This is a genomic window from Streptomyces sp. NPDC016845 (genome assembly GCF_044332585.1).
In the GTDB taxonomy this organism is placed as follows: domain Bacteria; phylum Actinomycetota; class Actinomycetes; order Streptomycetales; family Streptomycetaceae; genus Streptomyces.
The window spans coordinates 723,429-741,946 of record NZ_JBIRPI010000002.1 but is presented as its reverse complement, the minus strand read 5'-3'; the positions used below and the strand labels follow the sequence as shown (position 1 = coordinate 741,946).

General features: G+C 72.9%; 18 protein-coding genes and 1 pseudogene. 11 read left to right on the top strand and 8 right to left on the bottom strand.

Features of this window, described 5'->3' with window-relative positions; translation table 11 throughout:
- The first annotated feature begins 77 nt into the window (after positions 1-77).
- A pseudogene (locus ACH4RC_RS09420) lies at positions 78-1,375 on the top strand (MFS transporter).
- Here the strand turns inward: ACH4RC_RS09420 and ACH4RC_RS09415 are convergent.
- Complete coding sequence (locus ACH4RC_RS09415) at positions 1,367-1,771, bottom strand: cupin domain-containing protein (protein WP_398197397.1); 405 nt, start codon at positions 1,769-1,771, stop codon at positions 1,367-1,369. The pseudogene ACH4RC_RS09420 and the gene ACH4RC_RS09415 sit on opposite strands and share 9 nt — an antisense overlap.
- Positions 1,772-1,918: 147 nt before the next feature.
- Here ACH4RC_RS09415 and ACH4RC_RS09410 point away from each other — a divergent pair, with 147 nt between their 5' ends.
- Both ACH4RC_RS09410 and fdhA read left to right on the top strand, forming a co-directional pair.
- Positions 1,919-2,191, top strand: a complete 273-nt coding sequence (locus ACH4RC_RS09410; RefSeq protein WP_398197394.1) for a GlsB/YeaQ/YmgE family stress response membrane protein — start codon at positions 1,919-1,921, stop codon at positions 2,189-2,191.
- Between the two features lie 197 nt (positions 2,192-2,388).
- The gene (gene fdhA / locus ACH4RC_RS09405) at positions 2,389-3,615 is read left to right on the top strand and encodes a formaldehyde dehydrogenase, glutathione-independent (protein WP_398197391.1); all 1,227 of its coding nucleotides are present in this window, start codon (positions 2,389-2,391) and stop codon (positions 3,613-3,615) included.
- A 73-nt stretch (positions 3,616-3,688) separates the two neighbouring features.
- On the opposite strand, the gene ACH4RC_RS09400 is transcribed toward fdhA, so the two are convergent.
- Positions 3,689-4,528 (bottom strand): class I SAM-dependent methyltransferase, encoded by an 840-nt coding sequence (locus tag ACH4RC_RS09400; RefSeq protein WP_398197388.1) that lies wholly within the window; start codon positions 4,526-4,528, stop codon positions 3,689-3,691.
- Between the two features lie 128 nt (positions 4,529-4,656).
- Between ACH4RC_RS09400 and ACH4RC_RS09395 the strand changes: the two genes are divergently transcribed.
- Complete coding sequence (locus ACH4RC_RS09395) at positions 4,657-5,784, top strand: magnesium and cobalt transport protein CorA (RefSeq protein WP_398197385.1); 1,128 nt, start codon at positions 4,657-4,659, stop codon at positions 5,782-5,784.
- A gap of 18 nt (positions 5,785-5,802) precedes the next feature.
- Here ACH4RC_RS09395 and ACH4RC_RS09390 read toward each other — a convergent pair whose 3' ends face one another.
- Positions 5,803-6,447 carry a uridine kinase gene (locus ACH4RC_RS09390; RefSeq protein ID WP_398197382.1) on the bottom strand — a complete coding sequence of 215 codons (645 nt, stop codon included), beginning with the start codon at positions 6,445-6,447 and terminating at the stop codon, positions 5,803-5,805.
- Between the two features lie 254 nt (positions 6,448-6,701).
- On the opposite strand from ACH4RC_RS09390, the gene ACH4RC_RS09385 reads away from it, so the two are divergent.
- Entirely contained in the window at positions 6,702-7,388 is a 687-nt protein-coding gene (locus ACH4RC_RS09385) for a DUF2293 domain-containing protein (RefSeq protein ID WP_398197889.1), read from the top strand.
- 121 nt (positions 7,389-7,509) lie between these two features.
- Complete coding sequence (locus tag ACH4RC_RS09380) at positions 7,510-7,995, top strand: DUF1772 domain-containing protein (protein ID WP_398197379.1); 486 nt, start codon at positions 7,510-7,512, stop codon at positions 7,993-7,995.
- A gap of 140 nt (positions 7,996-8,135) precedes the next feature.
- Here the strand turns inward: ACH4RC_RS09380 and ACH4RC_RS09375 are convergent, their stop codons facing one another.
- Positions 8,136-8,408: a DUF397 domain-containing protein gene (locus ACH4RC_RS09375; RefSeq protein WP_398197377.1), complete on the bottom strand. Its 273-nt coding sequence runs from the start codon at positions 8,406-8,408 to the stop codon at positions 8,136-8,138.
- Positions 8,409-9,278: a helix-turn-helix domain-containing protein gene (locus ACH4RC_RS09370; RefSeq protein WP_398197374.1), complete on the bottom strand. Its 870-nt coding sequence runs from the start codon at positions 9,276-9,278 to the stop codon at positions 8,409-8,411.
- Positions 9,279-9,570: 292 nt separating this feature from the next.
- Here ACH4RC_RS09370 and ACH4RC_RS09365 point away from each other — a divergent pair, with 292 nt between their 5' ends.
- From ACH4RC_RS09365 to ACH4RC_RS09355, 3 genes are all read left to right on the top strand, one after another.
- Complete coding sequence (locus ACH4RC_RS09365; protein WP_398197371.1) at positions 9,571-10,041, top strand: ATP-binding protein; 471 nt, start codon at positions 9,571-9,573, stop codon at positions 10,039-10,041.
- Positions 10,042-10,129: 88 nt separating this feature from the next.
- A complete protein-coding gene (locus tag ACH4RC_RS09360) occupies positions 10,130-10,546 on the top strand; it encodes a hypothetical protein (protein WP_398197887.1) in 417 nt (138 codons plus the stop codon).
- Positions 10,547-10,628: 82 nt separating this feature from the next.
- On the top strand, positions 10,629-12,635 hold the full coding sequence (locus ACH4RC_RS09355; protein WP_398197369.1) for an ABC transporter ATP-binding protein: 2,007 nt from the start codon (positions 10,629-10,631) through the stop codon (positions 12,633-12,635).
- Here the strand turns inward: ACH4RC_RS09355 and ACH4RC_RS09350 are convergent.
- Positions 12,556-12,750 carry a hypothetical protein gene (locus tag ACH4RC_RS09350; protein ID WP_398197367.1) on the bottom strand — a complete coding sequence of 65 codons (195 nt, stop codon included), beginning with the start codon at positions 12,748-12,750 and terminating at the stop codon, positions 12,556-12,558. The two genes, ACH4RC_RS09355 and ACH4RC_RS09350, sit on opposite strands and share 80 nt — an antisense overlap.
- 227 nt (positions 12,751-12,977) lie before the next feature.
- Entirely contained in the window at positions 12,978-13,667 is a 690-nt protein-coding gene (locus tag ACH4RC_RS09345; RefSeq protein ID WP_398197364.1) for a DUF899 domain-containing protein, read from the bottom strand.
- 656 nt (positions 13,668-14,323) lie between these two features.
- Here ACH4RC_RS09345 and ACH4RC_RS09340 point away from each other — a divergent pair.
- Both ACH4RC_RS09340 and ACH4RC_RS09335 read left to right on the top strand, forming a co-directional pair.
- Positions 14,324-15,274, top strand: coding sequence for an endonuclease/exonuclease/phosphatase family protein (locus ACH4RC_RS09340; RefSeq protein ID WP_398197884.1), 951 nt, complete (start codon positions 14,324-14,326; stop codon positions 15,272-15,274).
- Between the two features lie 171 nt (positions 15,275-15,445).
- Positions 15,446-16,333, top strand: coding sequence for a serine protease (locus ACH4RC_RS09335; protein WP_398197882.1), 888 nt, complete (start codon positions 15,446-15,448; stop codon positions 16,331-16,333).
- A 233-nt stretch (positions 16,334-16,566) separates the two neighbouring features.
- Here the strand turns inward: ACH4RC_RS09335 and ACH4RC_RS09330 are convergent, their stop codons facing one another.
- Positions 16,567-18,342 carry an FUSC family protein gene (locus tag ACH4RC_RS09330; protein ID WP_398197362.1) on the bottom strand — a complete coding sequence of 592 codons (1,776 nt, stop codon included), beginning with the start codon at positions 18,340-18,342 and terminating at the stop codon, positions 16,567-16,569.
- Positions 18,343-18,518: the final 176 nt, after the last annotated feature.

The following is an 18,518-nucleotide window of genomic DNA, read 5'->3' as shown; positions in this document are numbered from 1 at the left end:
TCACCGGCGGCTTTCCGTCGCGTGGTGGTTGCCCGCGCAGTTCCCCGCGCCCCTGGCGCGGCTCAGGTGGGTGAGGGGTGGTGGAGGTGGGGGTGGTCGACGGTGTGGCGCTCGGGGGCTTGCAGCGGCGTACTCAGCGGGTGCTCGTCGCCTCGCAGATTCTCGGGGGGCTCGGCACCGCCACCGGGATCGCGCTCGCCGCTGTGCTGGCCAAGGAGGTCAGCGGCGACGAGGCGCTGTCGGGGCTCGCCTCGACGGCCAGCGTCGCCGGGACGGCCGTGCTCTCGATGCCGCTCGCCGCGCTGATGAACGCGCGCGGACGGCGCGCCGGGCTCGTGCTCGCCTATGTCGTCGGCGCGCTCGGCGCCGTCCTGACCGTGCTCGCCGCCGCGGCCGGGAACTTCCCGCTGCTGCTCGTCGGGCTCGCCGGGTTCGGCGCCGCGTCCTCCGCCAACCTCCAGGCCCGCTACGCCGCGGCCGACCTGGCCGCGCCCGACCGGCGGGCCCGCGCCATCTCCACCGTCGTCTGGGCCACCACCATCGGCGCCGTCCTCGGCCCGAACATAGCCGCGCCCGCCGGCCGCAGCGTCGCCGGGCTCGGCATACCCGCCGAGTCGGGCCCCTTCGTCTGGGCGGCCGGGGTGTTCCTCATGGCCGCGGCCCTGGTCCACCTCACACTGCGCCCCGACCCGCTCCTCACCGCGCGGGGGCCCCCGCCGAGGAGCGGACCCGCGAGGCCCGCTCCCTGCGGGCGGGGTTCGCCGCGGTCTCCGCGTCGCCGCGCGCCCGGCTCGCCCTGGTGACCGTCGCCGTGTCGCACACCGCGATGGTGTCCGTCATGTCGATGACGCCGGTGGACCTCGAACACCACGGCGCCGGAATCGAGTTGATCGGCCTGGTCATCAGCGGGCACATCGCCGGGATGTACGCGTTCTCGCCGGTGATGGGGCGCCTCGCGGACCGGTACGGGCGGCTGACGGTGATCGGGCTCGCCGTGGGGCTCCTCGCCTGCGCGGCGCTGCTCGCCGGGACCGCGGGCGGCAGCCACGCGCAGAGCGCCGCCGGCCTGTTCGTGCTCGGGCTCGGCTGGTCGGCGGGGCTCGTCGCGGGCTCCGCGCTGCTCACCGACTCGGTGCCGGGTGCCGCGCGCGCCGCGGCGCAGGGCCTCTCCGACCTGACGACCAGCCTGTCGGCGGGGATCGGCGGCGCGACGGCGGGTCTGGTGGTGGCGACGGCCAGTTACGCGTGGCTGAACCTGGCCGCGGCGTGCCTGTTGCTGCCGCTCGCCGCTTTCGCCCTCTTCACCACCCGCATCGGGGCGCCCGACCGGACGGACCGGGTGTCCGGCCGAACGGACGGCGTCGGCTCAGCGTGAGAGCGTGAGGTGATACGCCTTGCGGAGCGTCTCGTGCACCGTCCACGTCGTACGGTCGCCCGCCCGTAGCACAGCCGCCGTGCCCGGGGCCAGTTCGAGGACCTCGCCGCCCTCGACCTCCACGGTGGCGCGGCCGCTGACGACCACGAACAGCTCGTCCGCCTCGGTGTCGGTGACGACGCCGGGCGTGATCTGCCAGACGCCGCGCACCTGCTTGCCGTCGGCCGACTCCCACAGCACGGCGCCGGTGACGACCGGGTCGCCCGAGACGATCCGGGCCGGGGCGAGGGGCTCCGGTTCCAGCTCCACGCCGGGGACGCGGACGGCGAAGGAGGGCGGCGAGGCGGAAGCGGGCTGGTTCGCCGACGCGGAAGCGGGCTGGTTCGTGGTGGTCATGAGCCGTCACCCTAGGGTTCCCGCGCCCCTCCCTTCACTGGACGCCTCGTACCGCGTCCGCCCCGACGACTGGACGGCCCGTACAGGGGCAGACGCTCCTCAGACGTTCCTCAAGCGTTTTGTCGACATGTCATCGGGAGGCAGGGCATGGAGATCTCGGGCATTGTGAGCGCGATCGTGATCGGCATCGTCATCGGTGTGCTCGGCCGGCTCGCGCTGCCGGGCCGGCAACGCATCGGCATCCTCCCGACGGTCCTCGTCGGCGTCGTGGCGGCCTTCCTCGGTTCGGCGATCGCCGCGGGCTTCGGCGTCCAGGAGACGAACGGCGTGGACTGGATCGAGTGGCTGATCCAGATCGGTCTCGCGGCGCTCGGTGTCTCCCTGCTCGACCGCGGCCGCGGCCGCCGTGTGCGCCGCTGAGCGACGGCCGACCGCGCGCCACCGCCGCTCCCTCCGCCGTTCCCTCTTCAACGACCCGGCCCGCCGGGTCTCCTCAGGACGCCCGTTCAGTAGCAGACTCCGCCGTGCGCACAGCCGGAACATCCGCCGTACGGCGCGTCGCACGCCGGGCCGTACGCGTACGCCGCGTCACTGAGCCGAAGGGACGGCGATCAGGCATGAGCGGGAACAAGGCAGTCGCTTATCTCAAGCCGGGTGCGGTCGAGATCAGGACCATCGACCACCCGACGCTCGAACTGAAGGACGGGCCGGGGGTGGCGTCGGCGAACATCGGCCGCACGTGCCGGCACGGCGTGATCCTGAAGGTCCTCGCCACCAACATCTGCGGCAGCGACCAGCACATGGTGCGCGGCCGTACCACCGCGCCCGAGGGCCTGGTCCTCGGCCACGAGATCACCGGCGAGATCGTCGAGAAGGGCCCGGACGTCGAGTTCCTGGATGTCGGGGACATCGTCTCGGTGCCGTTCAACATCGCGTGCGGCCGCTGCCGCAACTGCAAGGAGCGCAAGACCGGCATCTGTCTGAACGTCAACCCGGCACGGCCCGGCGCCGCGTACGGCTATGTCGACATGGGCGGCTGGGTCGGCGGGCAGGCCGAGTACGCCATGATCCCCTACGCGGACTTCAACGCCCTGCGCTTCCCCGACCCGGAACAGGCGCGCGAGAAGCTGCTCGACCTGACCATGCTGTCGGACATCTTCCCGACCGGTTTCCACGGCGCGGTGACCGCCGGGACGCAGGTCGGCTCGACGGTCTACGTCGCGGGGGCCGGGCCCGTCGGCCTCGCTGCGGCGGCCTCCGCGCAGCTGCTCGGCGCGGCCGTGGTGATCGTCGGCGACCTCAACGCCGAACGGCTCGCGCAGGCGCGGAGCTTCGGCTGCGAGACCGTCGACCTGACGCGCGGCACGGTCGAGGACCAGATCGCCGAGATCCTCGGCGTGCCCGAGGTGGACGCGGCCGTGGACGCGGTCGGGTTCGAGGCGCGGGCGCACGGCCCGGACTCCGGCGAGGCGCCCGCGACCGTCCTCAACTCCCTGATGGGCCTCACGACGGCCGGTGGCGCGCTCGGCATCCCCGGCCTCTACGTCACCGAGGACCCGGGCGGCGTCGACCAGGACGCGCGCACCGGGACGCTGAAGGTGCGGCTCGGGCTCGGCTGGGCCAAGAGCCACCGGTTCACGACCGGGCAGTGCCCCGTCATGACGTACCACCGGGGTCTGATGATGGCGATCCTGCACGAGCGCGTGCACATCGCCAAGGCCGTCAACGCGACGGTGATCGGCCTGGACGAGGCGCCGCGCGGCTACGCCGAGTTCGACCAGGGCGCGAGCAGGAAGTACGTCCTCGATCCGCACGGCGCGCTCAACGGCGTACGTCCGGTCTAGGAGAAGCGCCTGTGTCAGGAGGGGGAGGGGCCGCACGCGCGCGTGCGGCCCCGCCCCCTCCTGACACAGGCGCTTACGGCTTCCTCCCCCACGCGGAGATCAGCGGCGCCGTCGCCAGGTCCATCGAACCTTGCGCCACATTGTCCAGGTGCCGGTCGATGTCCTCGTCCGTGGCCAGGCCCGCCTCGACGAGGGTGGCCCGGATCTGCTGGACCGTCGCCGTCTCCAGAGCCGTACAGGCGGGCGAGGTCAGCGGGAAGTACGCGTCCGCCTCCACCCGCTCCAGGCCCGCTTCCCGCAGCAGCCGCGGGAGCTTGCGGCCGTACGACAGGTCGGCGCCGCGCTCCTTGAGCAGCGCGCGGAAGCCGTGGCGCAGCCGGTTGGCCAACTCCTGCGCGGGGCCGTGCTCGTCGGGGCAGAGCAGCGGCTGGAGGGCCGGGTCGGCGTCCTCGACGAGGAGGTGCCCGCCGGGGCGCAGGGCGTCGGTCATGGTCCGCAACGCGCGGTCCCGGTCAGGGACATGGACGAGGACGAGCCGGGCGTGCACGAGGTCGAAGCGCTCGGCGGGCGGCTCGTCGGCGCCGATGTCGTGGCGGCGCACCTCGACGGGGGCGGCCGGTTCGGCGGGGGCGGCCGGTTCGGCGGATACGGCCGGTTCGGCGGTCTGCCAGGACGTGTCGATGTCGGTGGCGAGAACTCGCCCGCTCGGCCCGGCCTTCCGCGCGAGCCAGGACACGACCGATGTGCCGCCCGCGCCGACCTCCCAGCAGCGCGCGCCCGCTCCGATGCCGAGGCGCTCGATGTGCCGGAACGTCGTCGGGTCGAAGAGGACCGCGAAGGCGTCGAAGCGCCGGCCCGCCTCGGGCTGCCGGTTGTCGAGAAGGGAGGCCTGGCCGTCGTCGGAGCGCGTCATGGGGGCATCGTCGCAGCCGTTGTCGGTGGCGGCTGGCAGACTGGCCCGCCACGTACGGGAACACGTACGGGAACACGTACGGGAACACGTACGGGAACACGTACGGGAACGGGCGCAAGGAGCCGAGCATGTCGATGGCGGGCAACCTGCGGAGGGTCGGTGGGCTGCGCGGGGTGAGCGGGCTGCGGAAGGTCGCGCGCCTCGCGCGGCGGCGGCCCCGGGTCGATCTGAGCCACCCGGCGCGCTCCCCTCTCGGTTCGGCGGTCGTCAACTGCGTGACGTACCGCGACGGCGTGCGCGAGCGCGGCGGCCGCGATCTGGTCGAGGCGGTACGCGCGGTCCGCAAGTCGGACGACGGGTTCGTCTGGCTGGGCCTGCACGAACCGACCGAGGCGGAGATCGCGGACATCGCCGAACTGTTCGACCTGCACCCGCTGGCGGTGGAGGACGCGGTCCACGCGCATCAGCGGCCGAAGGTCGAGCGGTACGGGCAGACGCTGTTCGCGGTCCTGAAGACGGTCTGCTACGTGGAGCACGCGCAGCTGACCGCCACCAGCGAGGTCGTCGACACCGGCGAGATCATGGTCTTCGTCGGGCGGGACTTCGTGATCACGGTGCGGCACGGGCGGCATGGTTCGCTCGGGCCCGTCCGCGAGAACCTTGAGGCCGCCCCCGAGCAGCTCGCCAAGGGGCCCGCCGCCGTGCTGCACGCCATCGCGGACAGCGTCGTCGACGACTACCTGACGGTGATCGACGAGGTCCAGGCGGACATCGACGAGGTCGAGACCGACGCCTTCGCGCAGAACGGGGCGCGGGCCGACCCCGGCCGCATCTACCAGCTCAAGCGTGAACTCCTGGAGCTGAAGCGGGCGGTGTCGCCGCTGGCCCGCCCGGTCATGGAGCTGGCCCAGCGCCCGTACCAGGCCGTGCCGCCGGAGATACAGGCGTACTTCCGTGACGTGTCGGACCATCTGCTGCGCGCGGTCGAGCAGATCGCGGCCTTCGACGAGCTCCTGAACTCGATTCTGCAGGCGCATCTCGCGCAGGTGACCGTCGCGCAGAACGAGGACATGCGCAAGATCACCGCGTGGGCCGCGATCATCGCCGTGCCGACGATGGGGTGCGGGATCTACGGCATGAACTTCGACCACATGCCGGAGGTGCACTGGCGGTTCGGTTATCCGCTGATGCTGTCCGTCATCGCCGTGATCTGTGTCGTCGTCCACCGGGGGTTCAAGCGCAACGGCTGGCTGTGAGGGACGGGACCCGGCCGGTCACCGCCGGGCCCAGGCAGGGTGGCGGGGATCGTCCGCGCGGATCACGATGTCCGCCTGCTCGGCCGGTGCCGTCTCGTCGTCGTAGCGGGCGAAGGCCGGCAGTGTCCACCGCTCCTCGTCGGGCGTCCGGCGGCGCAGCGCGCCCGGCGTCAGGCTGACGTGGACCGTCAGGTCGAACGGGAACCAGTGGTTCAGCAGGAACGGGCCGTGCAGCAACAGGACCCCGGAGGGCGGGAGTTCGACGTACGGGCTGCGCGTGGCGCGGTCCGTGGCCGGATCCCACAGGTCGGGCAGGACGCGGCCGGTGCCGTCCGGTTCGAGGGGCCCGAACACCTCGCGCCACAGCGCGCCCGTGTCGAACCAGCCGCCGTAGTACGAGTCCGGGTCCTTGTGCCCGAACTCGTAGCGCAGGGAGGCCGGGCGCAGGAAGCCGTCCGTGCCGACCGGCAGCGAGGAGCGGCCGCGGACGCGCAGGGCCTCGGCGACGCGCACCGCGAGGTCGCCGGGGCGGGCGGCCGGGGCGCCGTCGAAGGCGACCTTCGGCCAGGGCCCGTCGTCGCCCGCCTTCAGATCGAGCAGGCGCTCGGCGAGGGCGTCGCCGAGCCGTTCCCAGGTGATCGGTTCTAGTCGCACGGGATCCATGATGCCGGGCGGTGGCGAGGGCACCGGGTGGTGCGGTGGCCAGGCGACCGGGCGGTGCGGTGACGACGGCTTCCGGGGCGGCGCGGTGACGAGGGCGTCCGGACGGCGCGGTGACGGAGGCTTCCGCGCGGCGTGGTGGCCAGGCGACCGGGCGGCGCGGTGGCGGAGGCTTCCGCGCGGCGCGGTGGTGGAGGCTTCTGCGCGGGCATGACGTGCGTATGACCAGCACGACGCCACCCTCCACGCCACCCTCCATGTCCCTCTCCACACCTCCTTCCCCGCAGCCCGCGCACGGGCCCGTCGTCTTCCGGCCGGTCAAACGCAGGCGGTGCGGCGCCTGCCGCGCGGGCCCGCTCCCCCTCCTCGTCATGGCGGAGGGGCAGCCGCGCTGCCTGGACTGCGCCGACCTCGGCCACCTGGTGTATCTGGCGCGCGGCGACACCGCGTTGACCCGCAGGTCACGAGAGGAGAGCGGGCTCTCGGCGGTCGTCGTACGGTTCCACCGGCGGCGCGGGCGGTACGAGCGTCAGGGCGTCCTCGTCGAGGAGGCGGCGCTCGTGCGGGCCGAGGCGCGCTGCCTCGCGGACGCCGAGGCGCGGGCCCGGCGCCGGGAGCGGGACGCGGCGTACCGCGCGACCCAGGACGTGCGCTTCGAGGCGGCGTTCGCGGCGGAGATCCTGCGCCTGTTCCCGGGCTGCCCACCGGAGCGGGCGGCGGCCGTCGCCCGGCACGCGGGGGCGCGGGGCAGCGGACGGGTCGGACGCAGCGCGGCGGGCCGGGCGCTGACGGAGGGCGCGGTGACAGCGGCGGTGCGGGCCGCGATACGCCACGTCGACACTCCGTACGACCGGTGGCTGATGGAGGGGGTAAGCCGGCCGGAGGCGCGGGCCCGGGTGGCGGGGACGGTGATGACGGTGCTCGAGTCGTGGCGGGCGGGCTGAGGACGCACCCGAAGGCGCCCGCCCCGGCGCGAGAAAGCGCTGCCATCTCATGGCTTCTGCGAGATGATCCCCTGCACCGGGGCGTACTGCCGTACAGGTGTTCTGAGGGGGCGGGTCGGCGATGATCGAGGGACCGTATTTCGTGCTCGTCGTGTGCGGGGCGTTGTGGTGCGGGCTCGTCGCGGGGGTGTTCGTCGCGTTCTCCACGTTCGTGATGCGCGGGCTCGGCGCGCTGCCCGCCGCGCGCGGCATCGCGGCGATGAACGCCGTCAACGTGGCGGCGCTGACCCCGGCCTTCATGGTGGTCTTCCTGGGCGCGGCGCTGCTGTGCGCGGTGATCGCCGTGGTCACCTTCGTGCTCTGGCCCGACGAGAACACTGTGGAGCTGCTGCTCGGCTGTGCGCTGTACCTGGTCGGGTCGTTCGGCGTGACGATCGCGGCGAACATCCCGCGCAACACCGCCCTCGCGGCGCTCGCCGGGGACGAGGAGTCCGAGAGCAGCGCCGCGTACTGGCGTACGTATCTGCGGGAGTGGGTCCTGTTCAACCACGTGCGGAGCGCGGCCTCGCTCGCCGCGTCGGCGTCGTTCGTGCTGGCCCTGACCTAGGGCCTGCCGACTGGACGCGCACGCTCGGAGCTCCGGACGTTTCGCGACAGAAAGAGCCTCTGGGGAAACGCCGGAGTGGGGGTCAGGTCAAGAGGAAACGCCGGTGCGGGGGTCAGGGCGGCAGCAGGCCCGGCAAGGGTTCAGGACAGCAGGAAGTCCGCTGCCCCCGACTTGGCTCCCTCGATGAACGCGTTGATCTCGCCCGGCGTGTAGATCAGCGCGGGCCCGTCCGGGTCGGAGGACTGGCGCACCGCGACCCGGCCGTCGGCCAGCTTCATGGCTTCGAGACAGTTGCCCCCGTTGCCACCGCTCCACGGCTTGTGCCAGCCCTCGGTGCCGAGGTCGCGCGCGGGCATGCCGTTGTAGATCGGCTCCCCGTCGACGCCTCGTATCCGGTCCTTGATCCGGTCCATTCACAGCTCCTTGCGGAGATCGCGGAGGATCTCCTTTGTGCGTTGTGCCGTCGCGGCCTGCGCCGCCATGCGGTCCATGACCTCCAGGTGGGTGGCCACCTCGGGGCGCGCGTCCAGGTAGACGGCGCCGGTCAGGTACTCGCTGTAGACCATGTCCGGCAGTTCTGACATGGCAAATCGGAACAGGACGAAGGGTCCGAACGTGCCCGGGTGGGGGCCCGTGGCGAACTCCGCGACCTGGAGCGTGACGTTGGGCCGCTCCATCACCTGGAGCAGCCGGTCGATCTGTCCGCGCATGACGTCCGCGTCGCCGACGGGCCGGCGCAGCGCCGTCTCGTCCATGACGACCCAGAGCCGGGGCGCGTCCTCACGGGTGAGCAGGTTCTGGCGCTGCATGCGCAGGGCGACGTGGCGCTCGACGAGGCCGGGGTCGTCGGCGAGGGCTCTCCCTATCGCGCCGGATCTGAGCACCCCGCGCGCGTAGTCCTCGGTCTGCAGCAGGCCGGGCACGAAGTGCGGCTCGTAGGACCTGATGAGCGCGGCGGCGCCCTCCAGGCTCACGTACATGGAGAACCAGCCGGGCAGGATGTCGTGGAACCGCTGCCACCAGCCGGGCTTGTTGGCCTCCTCCGCGAGCTGCACGAACGCCTCGGCCTCGGCGTCCGTGACGCCGTAGGACTTCAGGAGGAGCTGGAGGTAGGGAATCTTGAGTCCGACCTCCGCGGTCTCCATGCGACGAACGGTCGCCGCGGTTACACGGAGTACTTTCGCGGCCTCTTCGCGCTTGAGTCCGGCGCTCTCGCGAAGGTCCTGGAGGCGTCGGCCCAGAACGACCTGGCCGACCGTCGGCGCGGACCGCGGTTCGCTCACGCCCGTTACCTCCCACTGGTCGAGTCTCCGAATTGCAGCCGCGGAGGAAAGGCCCGGCGAGGTCGTTCACCGGCGGTTTCCCCGCGGCACACCCGCGATGGGCGCCGCGCGGCGAGCTGTTTGGAGCAGTGTGCCATGTCCCCTCGCCGCGGCACACTGCACTCTGCACTTTCCAGAGTGGCTCTTGCCAAGTGTTCACGACGGGGAGATAGTGGCAAGCGTGATTCCGTCCGCGCCTTTAGGAACAGAAGCCGGCGAGGCTACGCTGCGTGACCGTCCGGGCACCCCCGAGGTGTCCGCGACCCGCCGCAGCACCTTCGAACTGGCTCCCCACCCGGGCTCCGCCGCACAAGCCCGGCGCATGACACGTGCCCATCTCACGGGATGGGGGGCGTGCGAGGACACCTGTGACGCCGCGGCGCTCGTCGTCTCCGAGCTGGTCACGAACGCGATCGTGCACACCGCCAGCAGACGCATCCACTGTGAACTGCACGAACTGCGCGACGACGCCGGTGAGCGGGTGCGGATAGCCGTCCGCGACGAGGGCTGCATACCCGACGACCCCCGCACCGGGGGCCGTATCGCCCCCGAGGAGGAGCACGGCCGGGGACTTCTTCTCGTGGCCGCCGTCTCCACGGCGTGGGGCGCGCAGGAGACCGGACCAGGACTGCTCGTCTGGGCGGAGCTGCCGCGGGACGCGCGGGCCGCGTCCGGCCCGGCGCCCGCGGCGGACGCCATCGGCGGCGTCGGCTGGGCCTGGTGAGCGAAGCCCGCCCTTGACCATGGCGGGCGTGGAACGACGAACGTGCGATGCGGGAACGGATGGGCGTGGCGTGGTGACGACGCGGACGATGCACCTGGATTCGCTGGCCGGGCTCGCCCGGCGACGGCGCGACCTCCGCCCGGCCGGGACCATACGACTCAGCGTGCCGGACGGCATGACCGTCCCCCTCGGCTGCGACGCGGTGGCGGTTCCCGAGGCCTGCGGCCGCGCGATGACGCGGCGGCTGCCGCGCATGGGCTGCGTCTACGCCGACGAGGCGCACTGGTGGTGGCTGGTCCCCTCGGACTCGGACGTGGCCCTGGAGTGGCCCGCGCCCGCGCGCTACACGGCCGGCATCCTCGTGCCGGACGCCGACCGCGCCCCCGACCTCATCCACTGCCCCGACAGCTCCGTGCCGTACACCCCGCCCATCCCCCTGTATCTGGCGCTGTGCCGGGTGACCGGAACGACGCCTTCCTGGTCCCGCCCGCTCAGCGCGTCCTGACTGCACCGCTCCGTTCCGCGTAGAGGGCGCCGAAGCCGGGGATGTCGCCGGTGGCGGACTCACACGGGGACGGGGTGGTCCGATGATGGCCAGGAAGAGGCCGGGCACCGAGCCGGAGCTGGACGCACCGGTGACATCGGAGTCGGAGGAGCTGCTCTTCGGCGGCCCTCTTCGGTACGACATCGGCTGGTCGGCGCATGACGACGCCTTCCTCCAGCTGAACTTCAAGGCGATGCTGACGCGGCTGCCCGCACTGCTCGCCTTGAGTTTCCGGCTCGCCCGCGACGCGGACCGGCGCGCGGCCGGCATGGTCCTGGTCGCCGAGTCCGGCCGGGGCGTCGCGCAGGCGGTGAGCCTCCTCGCCGTCAACAGCGTGCTCGCCCGGCTCGTCGCGGGCGGCACGATGGCGGAGCGGTTGCGTGGCGCCGCGCCCGCACTGATCACCATGGCCTCCGTACTCCTGATCGCGGCGCTGCTGCGCGCGGCGTCGACGTACGCGACGGGCCGCCTCGAACCCAAGGTCGAACGGCTCGCCACCGAGCAGTATCTGGAGCGGGCGGCGACCGTGGAACTGGCGGCGATCGAGGACGACGCGTTCCACAAGCTGCTCGACACCGCGCAGTACGGGGCGCAGTCCGCGCGCCGGATGATCACCATTGCGACCCGCGTGGTGAACGCGCTGATCTCGCTGATCGCGGCGGCGAGCGTGCTTGCGGTGCTGCATCCGGTGCTGCTGCCGCTTCTCGTGACGATGGTGCTGCCGAGCGCGTGGGGCGCCCTGACGATCGCGCGGCGCCGCTATCGCTCGTTCCACGTGTGGGTGCAGCACGTACGCGCGGGACGGCTGATCAGCAGCCTGCTCATCGACACGGCGGCGGCGCCGGAGATCCGGGTGCACGGCGTCGGCCCGTTCCTGCTGCGCCACTTCCGCTCCATGTCCCAGACGCAGGAGGCCGAGCAGGAGCGGCTCGCCGGGCTCGCGGCGCGGACCGGCCTGGTCGCCGCCGCGTGGACGGGCCTGGCGACGACGGCGACGTACGCGACGCTCGGACTGCTCCTGCTGACCGGCGCGATGGCCCTCTCGGTGGCGGGTACGGCGGTCATCGCGATCCGCACCGGTTCGCAGAGCCTCGACACGCTCGTTCTGGAGATCAACTCCCTGCACGAGGACGCCCTGTTCGTCGGCGACCTCGAACGCCTTTACGTGGAGGCGGCGCGGCGCGCGATCCCGACGGGCGGGGCGCGACTCCCGTACGAGCCGAAGGAGATCAGCTTCGAGCACGTCACGTTCGCCTATCCGGGCAGCGCCGCGCGCCCCGCGCTCGACGACGTGACCCTGTCCGTGCCGACCGGCCGCATCGTCGCGCTCGTCGGCGAGAACGGGTCGGGGAAGACGACCCTGGTCAAGCTCCTCGCCGGGCTCTACGCCCCGCAGCAGGGCCGCATCCTGTGGGACGGGGTCGACGCGGCGGGCGCCGACCGGGTGCAGCTCGCCGAGCGGGTCGCGATGGTGGCGCAGGACTTCAAGCGCTGGCCGTTCACGGCGCGCGTCAATGTCGGTATCGGCCGCGCCGCGTTCGAGCCGACCGAGGAACGGATCGGCGACGCGGTCGCGCAGGCGGGCGCGGGTGAGGTCGTACGGGATCTGCCGCGCGGCATCGACACGTTGCTCGCGCGCGCGTTCAGCGGCGGGCACGAGCTGTCGGGCGGTCAGTGGCAGCGGCTCGGCATCGCGCGCGCCGCGTACCGCAGGGGCAGCATCCTCATCGTGGACGAGCCGACGGCGGCGCTCGACGCGCGGGCCGAACTGGAGGTCTTCGAGAAGATCCGGTCGCTGGCGGGCACCGGCCAGACGGTCATCCTGATCACGCACCGGCTCGCGTCGGTCCGCCACGCCGACCTCGTCCACGTCCTGGACCAGGGCCGGCTCGTCGAATCCGGCTCGCCCGAGGAGCTGCTGGCCGCGGGCGGGATCTACGCCGAGCTGTACGGGCTCCAGGCGGACCAGTTCACCCGACAGGCTCCGGAACCGCCTCCGGCTCCGCCGCCCGCACAATCACCAGGAACGCGTCCGTCGCCAGGTCCATGACCACCTCGGCCGCCTGGCCCTCCAGGCGGCGCAGGTTCGCGAACTCCTCGGCAGGCCAGGAGCCGCGGGGCCCACCGGCCGGAAATCGTCGCAGTACCACTCGTCCGTTGATCATCGTTCTTCCTTGCCCCCGTGATCGTGCCGATGTGCACGGCGCCGGAACGGTCCGACGCCTCATGGGGGAGAACGCTGACAGGGCGGGTCCGGACTCGCAACGTGACGATAATGACACCATCTTGGTACGGGGTTGGGCCGGATGGAGGCGGATCGGAGCCGGATCGGTGGGGGGCGGTGCCGGATGGGTGCCGGATGGGTGCCGGATGGGCCCCTCCCGTCCAGGTCTCAGTCGTCGTACTCGTCGTGGTACCGGACGCCCTCGCTGCCCGCGGGCGCGCCGAGGGCGGAGGCGCGGCCGGCCGGCTTCTCCCACTCCTCCTGGCGGCCGAGGGCGGTGAGGTCGAGGAAGTTCGAGGTGAACCCGAGGTGGTCCAGGCCGCGGTCGAACGCCGAGTACGTGTGGAAGACCCGCTCCCCTTCCCGCAGGAAGCAGCTGAGGGCGGGACGCTCCTGGGGCCCGTCCCCGTTCTCGAAGGTGGCGCCGAAGTCCTGGTTGAAGTCGCTCAGGTTCGAGGAGTACCAGGGCACGGTCCACCCCATCCGGGCCTTGAACTGCAGGATCTTGGTGAACGGAGCGCGCGAGACCGCGGCGAACGCCGTCCCCCGGGCACGCAGATGCGCCAGATGGCCGATCTGGTCGAGGAACCCCGAGCAGCTGCGGCACCCGGCGTCCCACTCGGGCGCGAACATGAAGTGGTAGATCACGAGCTGGTCCCGCCCCTCGAAGAGGTCGAGCAACTCGGCCTTTCCGTCCGCCCCTTCGAACAGGTACGTCTTGTCGACCTCGACCATGGGCAGCGCACGCCGCTTGGCGTTCAGGGCGTCCCGCGCCCGGGTCGCCGCCTTCTCCAGGACGAGCAGCTCCTCCCGGGCCACGCGCCATTCCTCCCGCGTGACCGCTTCGGGCAGCCCCATGGTTCCTCCTCTGGTCGGGTCTCCGGCCGGGTCTCCGAACGGGTCTCTGGGAGGGGGGACCGAACCCGCGGGCGGAACTCATCGCTCCCGGCGCCACTTTTTTCCGGACCCGGACCTGGCCCCGGCCGGGACCGGGGGCGGGGGCGGGGCGCCGGGGCCGGGTCCGAGGCCAGGGCCGGGCCGGGGAACGGCCGGAGCCAAGGCCGGGGACACGGCCAGGGCCAAGACCAAGGCCAGGGCCAGGGCCAGGGCCAGGGCCAGGGCCGGAGCCAGGGCCAAGGCTAGGGCCAGGGCCGGAGCCAGGGCCAAGGCCAAGGCAGGGCCAAGGTCAAGGCCAGTGCCAGGGCCGGGGCCAGGGCCAGGGCCAGGGCCAGGGCCAGTGCCAGGGCCGGGGCCGGGGCCAGGGCCAAGACCAGGGCCAGGGCCAAGGCCAAGGCTCGGTCGAACCTCGGTTCCTTTCGGGCCTGGCACGACCCCGGCCGAACCCCGGCCGGGTCTTCGGACGTGCCGTACGTCCGGCGGACCACCGCCCCGTCCTGCGTCCCGCCCACCCCGACCGCGCATCGGGGCCGCCCCCTGTTCCCCCGGCGGGACCACTGGCACGCTGGCGGCCCCCGGCCCCGGACGGGCCGGATCATCCGAGGATGGAGTTCGCCATGCTCGTCGGCACCTGGAACCTGGAGAACCTCTACCGGCCCGGAGGACCGTTCGGGCCACACGACAAAGCCGCGTACGACGCGAAACTCGCTTCACTCGCCGCCACTGTCAACCTACTGCGCCCGACGCTGCTCGGCCTCCAGGAGGTCGGCGACCCGCAGGCGCTCAACGACCTCGTCGAACTGCTCGACGGCCAGTACACCGTGACGCTCTCGCGCTTCCCCGACGAGCGCGGCATTCGGGTCGGCTTCCTGAGCGACCTGCCGGTGAACGTCGTCGCCGACACCGCCGCGTTCCCCGACGGCCTGCGGCCGGTGCAGGTCGACGACAGCGGCCGTACGACGGACCGGGCGGGCCGGGGCGTGCTGGCCGTCGAGTTCTCAACGCGGGTGACCTGGCTGACGGCCGCCGTGTGCCACCTCAAGTCGAAGCTGCTCAGCTACCCCGGCGGCCGGTTCGCGCCGCACAACGAGGGCGAACGCGCCCGCTACGCGACGTACGCCCTGCACCGCCGCGCGGCGGAGGCCGCGGCCGTACGCGTCCTCGCCGACACCCTGCTCGGCGACGACGGCCGCCGCGCCCGCGTCGTCGTCCTCGGCGACTTCAACGACGAGGCCGGCGCGGCCACCACCCAGATCCTGCAAGGCCCGCCCGGCTCCGAGATCGGCACGCCGGGGTTCGAACGCCCGGACCGGGGCGACGCGAAACGGCTCTGGAACATCGCGCCCCTCATCCCCGAGGAGCAACGCTACTCACGCGTCCACGCGGGCCGCCGCGAACTGATCGACCACGTATTCGTGACCCGGGACATGATCGACCGCATCACGCACGCGGGCACGGGCCTGCCGCACGACGCGGCGCTGCTGCCGTCGGTGGGCGAGGACCCGGACGCGCGCCGGGACGCGCCCGGCTCGGACCACGCGCCTGTGTGGATCGTGCTGACGCGGTGAGAGATCCGGGATTCGGTCCCGTTCGCTGAGAAGGCGCTGTTGTCCGCTGAGCCGTACGCCATCACAATGCTCATGCCAAACATGGCGTACGCCCCACCCGGTGCACCACCCTCAGCACGGGAGAGGACCCCCCACATGAAGCCCCACGTGAAGCCCGGCAAGAAGCCTCACCTGAGAAAGACGCTCGTCGGCGCGGCCTTCGGCACACTCCTCTGCGCGGCCACAGCGGTCCCCGCCGCCACGGCGCACGCCTCGACGGCCGCCCCGGCGCACGCGCCGACGGCCGCCACGGCGCACGCGTCGACAGCCGCCCCGGCCAGAGCCCAGGCGGTCTCCTTCGCCGGAACCGTCGCGCTCAGCAACTGTTCCGGCTCCGTCGTCCGCGTCCCGAGCTCCAGGCCGACCGACCCGGCACTGGTCATGTCCAACGGCCACTGCCTGGAGACCGGCTTCCCGGGCCCCGGCGAGGTGCTCGTCGACCGGGCCTCCAGCCGCACCTTCAGCCTCCTCAACGCGGCGGGCAGCAGGGTGGCCACACTGCGCGCGAGCAAGATCGCGTACGGCACGATGACCGACACCGACGTCTCGCTCTACCAGCTCACCACCACCTACCAGAGCATCGAGAACTCCTACGGCATCAAAGCCCTGGAACTCTCCTCAGCGCACCCCGTCAAGGGCACGGCGATCAGCGTGGTCTCCGGCTACTGGAAGCGGACCTACAACTGCGCGATCGACGGTTTCGCGTACCGCCTGAAGGAGGGCGAGTGGACCTGGAAGGACTCGGTCCGCTATACCTCCGCCTGCCAGACCATCGGCGGCACCTCCGGCTCCCCGGTCCTCGACCAGGCGACGGGCAAGGTCGTCGCGGTCAACAACACCGGTAACGAGGACGGCGGACGCTGCACGGACAACAACCCGTGCGAGGTGGACGAGTCCGGCCAGGTAACGGTCCGCCAGGGCATCAACTACGCGCAGCAGACGTACGGCATCGTCGCGTGCGTGACAACAGGCAACAAGATCAACCTCTCGGCCCCGGGCTGCACACTGCCCAAGCCGTAAGAAGGCTCCTGACGGGGCGCAGGCCACCCCGCGCCCCGCCAGGGGCGCGGGGAACTGCGCGACCAGCCACGACGAAGCCGCAGCCGACCAGGGGCGCGGGAAACCGCGCGCCCAACCACGACGGCGCGGCGGCCGACGAGCGATCCCTGCCCCATCAGGGGCGCGGGGAACTGCGCGACCAGCCACGACGAAGCCGCACCCGCCGGAGCACCTCGCGCCCCGCGGCGTCGGCGCTAAGCCGCCAGCTCGGCCTCCGCCAGAAGCCTCCGCATCCGCGCAGCGTCCCGCGCCGACAGCCCCCCGTTCTCATCCACCCGCACCGCATACGCCGTAGCCGCGTCGACCAACCGCTCAAGCACCGCGGTGACCCGCCGCGACCCGTCCGAGTGCCGCGCCAGCACAGGCAGCTCCGCGGCGGCCAGCTCAACCGCCGCGGACGCCTCCGCGAGGGCCCGGTACGCCTCCCGCCGCAGCGCCCACCGCCCGGCCCGGTCGATACCCGCGTCCTCGCTAAGCACATGCGTCGCATACACACGCGCGGCCTCCCGCGCGACAGCGATCCGCATCCGCACGCCGCCCCCGTGGTGCCCGCCGGGCCACGGCAGATGTCCGGCGACGAGTACGAGGGCGCAGGCGAGCAGCGTCTCGTAGATCCGGCTCCACGAGGCCTGGGGCTCCCCGCCGACCATGACCAGGGCCAGGACGAGGACGGTGATCACGGCGGTCTGCGCCGCGAAGTGCCGCAGGGAGACGGGGATGAGCGCCCCGGCCACGGCCACGAGGGCGACCAGGCCGAAGGGGTGCGGCAGCAGCATGGCGAGCCCGGCGAAGAGCAGCGCCCCCGCGACGGTTCCGGCGGCCCGGCACAGGACGCGGGAGGCCAGCGGCCCGAGATCGGGCTTGACGAGGAAGACGGCGGTGACGGGCAGCCAGTACCAGTGCACGGGCTGCAGGGCCTGGGCGACGGCGGCGCTGGCCCCGAAGGAGAGCCCGACGCGCACCCCGTACTCCCGCCCGGCGGGCCCGGCCATCCTGCGCACGCCCACTCGGAAGGAGCCGCGGCGCGCGATCTCGCTCCCGGCGCCGCTCCCCCGGTCGAACATCTCGGCGGCCCGCAGCAGCGCGTCGTCCAGGGCCCGCAGCCCCGCACCGGTACGCGCCGGCGCGGGCAGCGGTCCGACCGGCGCCCCGGACCGTACGGCGGCGGCGAGCCGCGCGGGCCCCTCCGCCGCGCGCGCCGGTACGGGCGCCCCGGCCCAGGCGAGCGCGGTGGCCGCCTCGGCGAGCGGCAGCGCGGCCCCGAGCTGCGCCCGCAGCCGCCGCGTCCCGGGCGGACGTCCGCGCAGGGCGTCCTGCGCCTGGTCGAGCGCGGCGGTCAGGGCCACACGACGCGCACGGGCGTCAGGCCCACCGGCGGCCTGGAGCAGCGCGGCGACGGCGTCGTACACCGCGGCGACAGCGGCACGCTCACCGTCGTACAGATAACCGAGCCGCTGCCCGCGCACGGGCGACGGCAGCACCAGCCGCAACAGGATCAGCCAGGCGGCACCGCACAGGAACAGCCCCGCCCGCTGCCACCCGCTCTCCGGCAGCGGCATTCCCGCGCTCATGGCGGCGGTCACCAGCAATTGCGTCACGGCGGCGGACGCGACGGGCCCGGCCGCGCTGACCGCCCCGCCGATCAGCCCGAGCACGACGAACGCCCCGACGATCACCCATCCGCTCCCGGCGAGGCAGCTGCCGAGCACCATTCCGAGCGCCCCGGCGAGCGCGGGCCCGCCGAGCCTGGTGAGGGCGGCGCGCCGGGTGCCCGGCCGGTCGATGTTCCCGGCGAGCATGGCGCCGAGGGCGAGCAGCACCCCGCTGGACGCCTGCCCGGCGAGCACCCCGGCAAGGAGCAGCGGGCCGGCGGCGAGCGCCCCGCGCACGACGGCCGGCCACGGCACGGGCGCGCGCTGGGCACGCAGGGCATGGCTGAGCCAGGGCGGAAGGGTGTGCGGACGGATCATGACGGTGCGCAGACTCCTGTCGTACGAGGACGCGGTGGCGCCGGACGACATCGGCCAGCCCGAAACAAGAACGGGAACTGAAACTGGAATCAGTGCCTCAACGGTACTGGACGGTGCGGAAGGTGCGGGAACGCCCACGTTTCCGCAATGTGACACTTGGCCGTGCCCGTGAACAC

Coding starts and splice junctions, on each gene's coding strand:
- ACH4RC_RS09340 (WP_398197884.1), top strand. CDS start 14,324: ATGCTCGTCGGCACCTGGAACCTGGAGAACCTCTACCGGCCCGGAGGA.
- ACH4RC_RS09395 (WP_398197385.1), top strand. CDS start 4,657: ATGTCGATGGCGGGCAACCTGCGGAGGGTCGGTGGGCTGCGCGGGGTG.
- ACH4RC_RS09400 (WP_398197388.1), bottom strand. CDS start 4,528: ATGACGCGCTCCGACGACGGCCAGGCCTCCCTTCTCGACAACCGGCAG.
- ACH4RC_RS09345 (WP_398197364.1), bottom strand. CDS start 13,667: ATGGGGCTGCCCGAAGCGGTCACGCGGGAGGAATGGCGCGTGGCCCGG.
- ACH4RC_RS09410 (WP_398197394.1), top strand. CDS start 1,919: ATGGAGATCTCGGGCATTGTGAGCGCGATCGTGATCGGCATCGTCATC.
- ACH4RC_RS09330 (WP_398197362.1), bottom strand. CDS start 18,342: ATGATCCGTCCGCACACCCTTCCGCCCTGGCTCAGCCATGCCCTGCGT.
- ACH4RC_RS09350 (WP_398197367.1), bottom strand. CDS start 12,750: ATGATCAACGGACGAGTGGTACTGCGACGATTTCCGGCCGGTGGGCCC.
- fdhA (WP_398197391.1), top strand. CDS start 2,389: ATGAGCGGGAACAAGGCAGTCGCTTATCTCAAGCCGGGTGCGGTCGAG.
- ACH4RC_RS09355 (WP_398197369.1), top strand. CDS start 10,629: ATGATGGCCAGGAAGAGGCCGGGCACCGAGCCGGAGCTGGACGCACCG.
- ACH4RC_RS09385 (WP_398197889.1), top strand. CDS start 6,702: ATGTCCCTCTCCACACCTCCTTCCCCGCAGCCCGCGCACGGGCCCGTC.
- ACH4RC_RS09390 (WP_398197382.1), bottom strand. CDS start 6,447: ATGGATCCCGTGCGACTAGAACCGATCACCTGGGAACGGCTCGGCGAC.
- ACH4RC_RS09375 (WP_398197377.1), bottom strand. CDS start 8,408: ATGGACCGGATCAAGGACCGGATACGAGGCGTCGACGGGGAGCCGATC.
- ACH4RC_RS09415 (WP_398197397.1), bottom strand. CDS start 1,771: ATGACCACCACGAACCAGCCCGCTTCCGCGTCGGCGAACCAGCCCGCT.
- ACH4RC_RS09380 (WP_398197379.1), top strand. CDS start 7,510: ATGATCGAGGGACCGTATTTCGTGCTCGTCGTGTGCGGGGCGTTGTGG.
- ACH4RC_RS09360 (WP_398197887.1), top strand. CDS start 10,130: ATGCACCTGGATTCGCTGGCCGGGCTCGCCCGGCGACGGCGCGACCTC.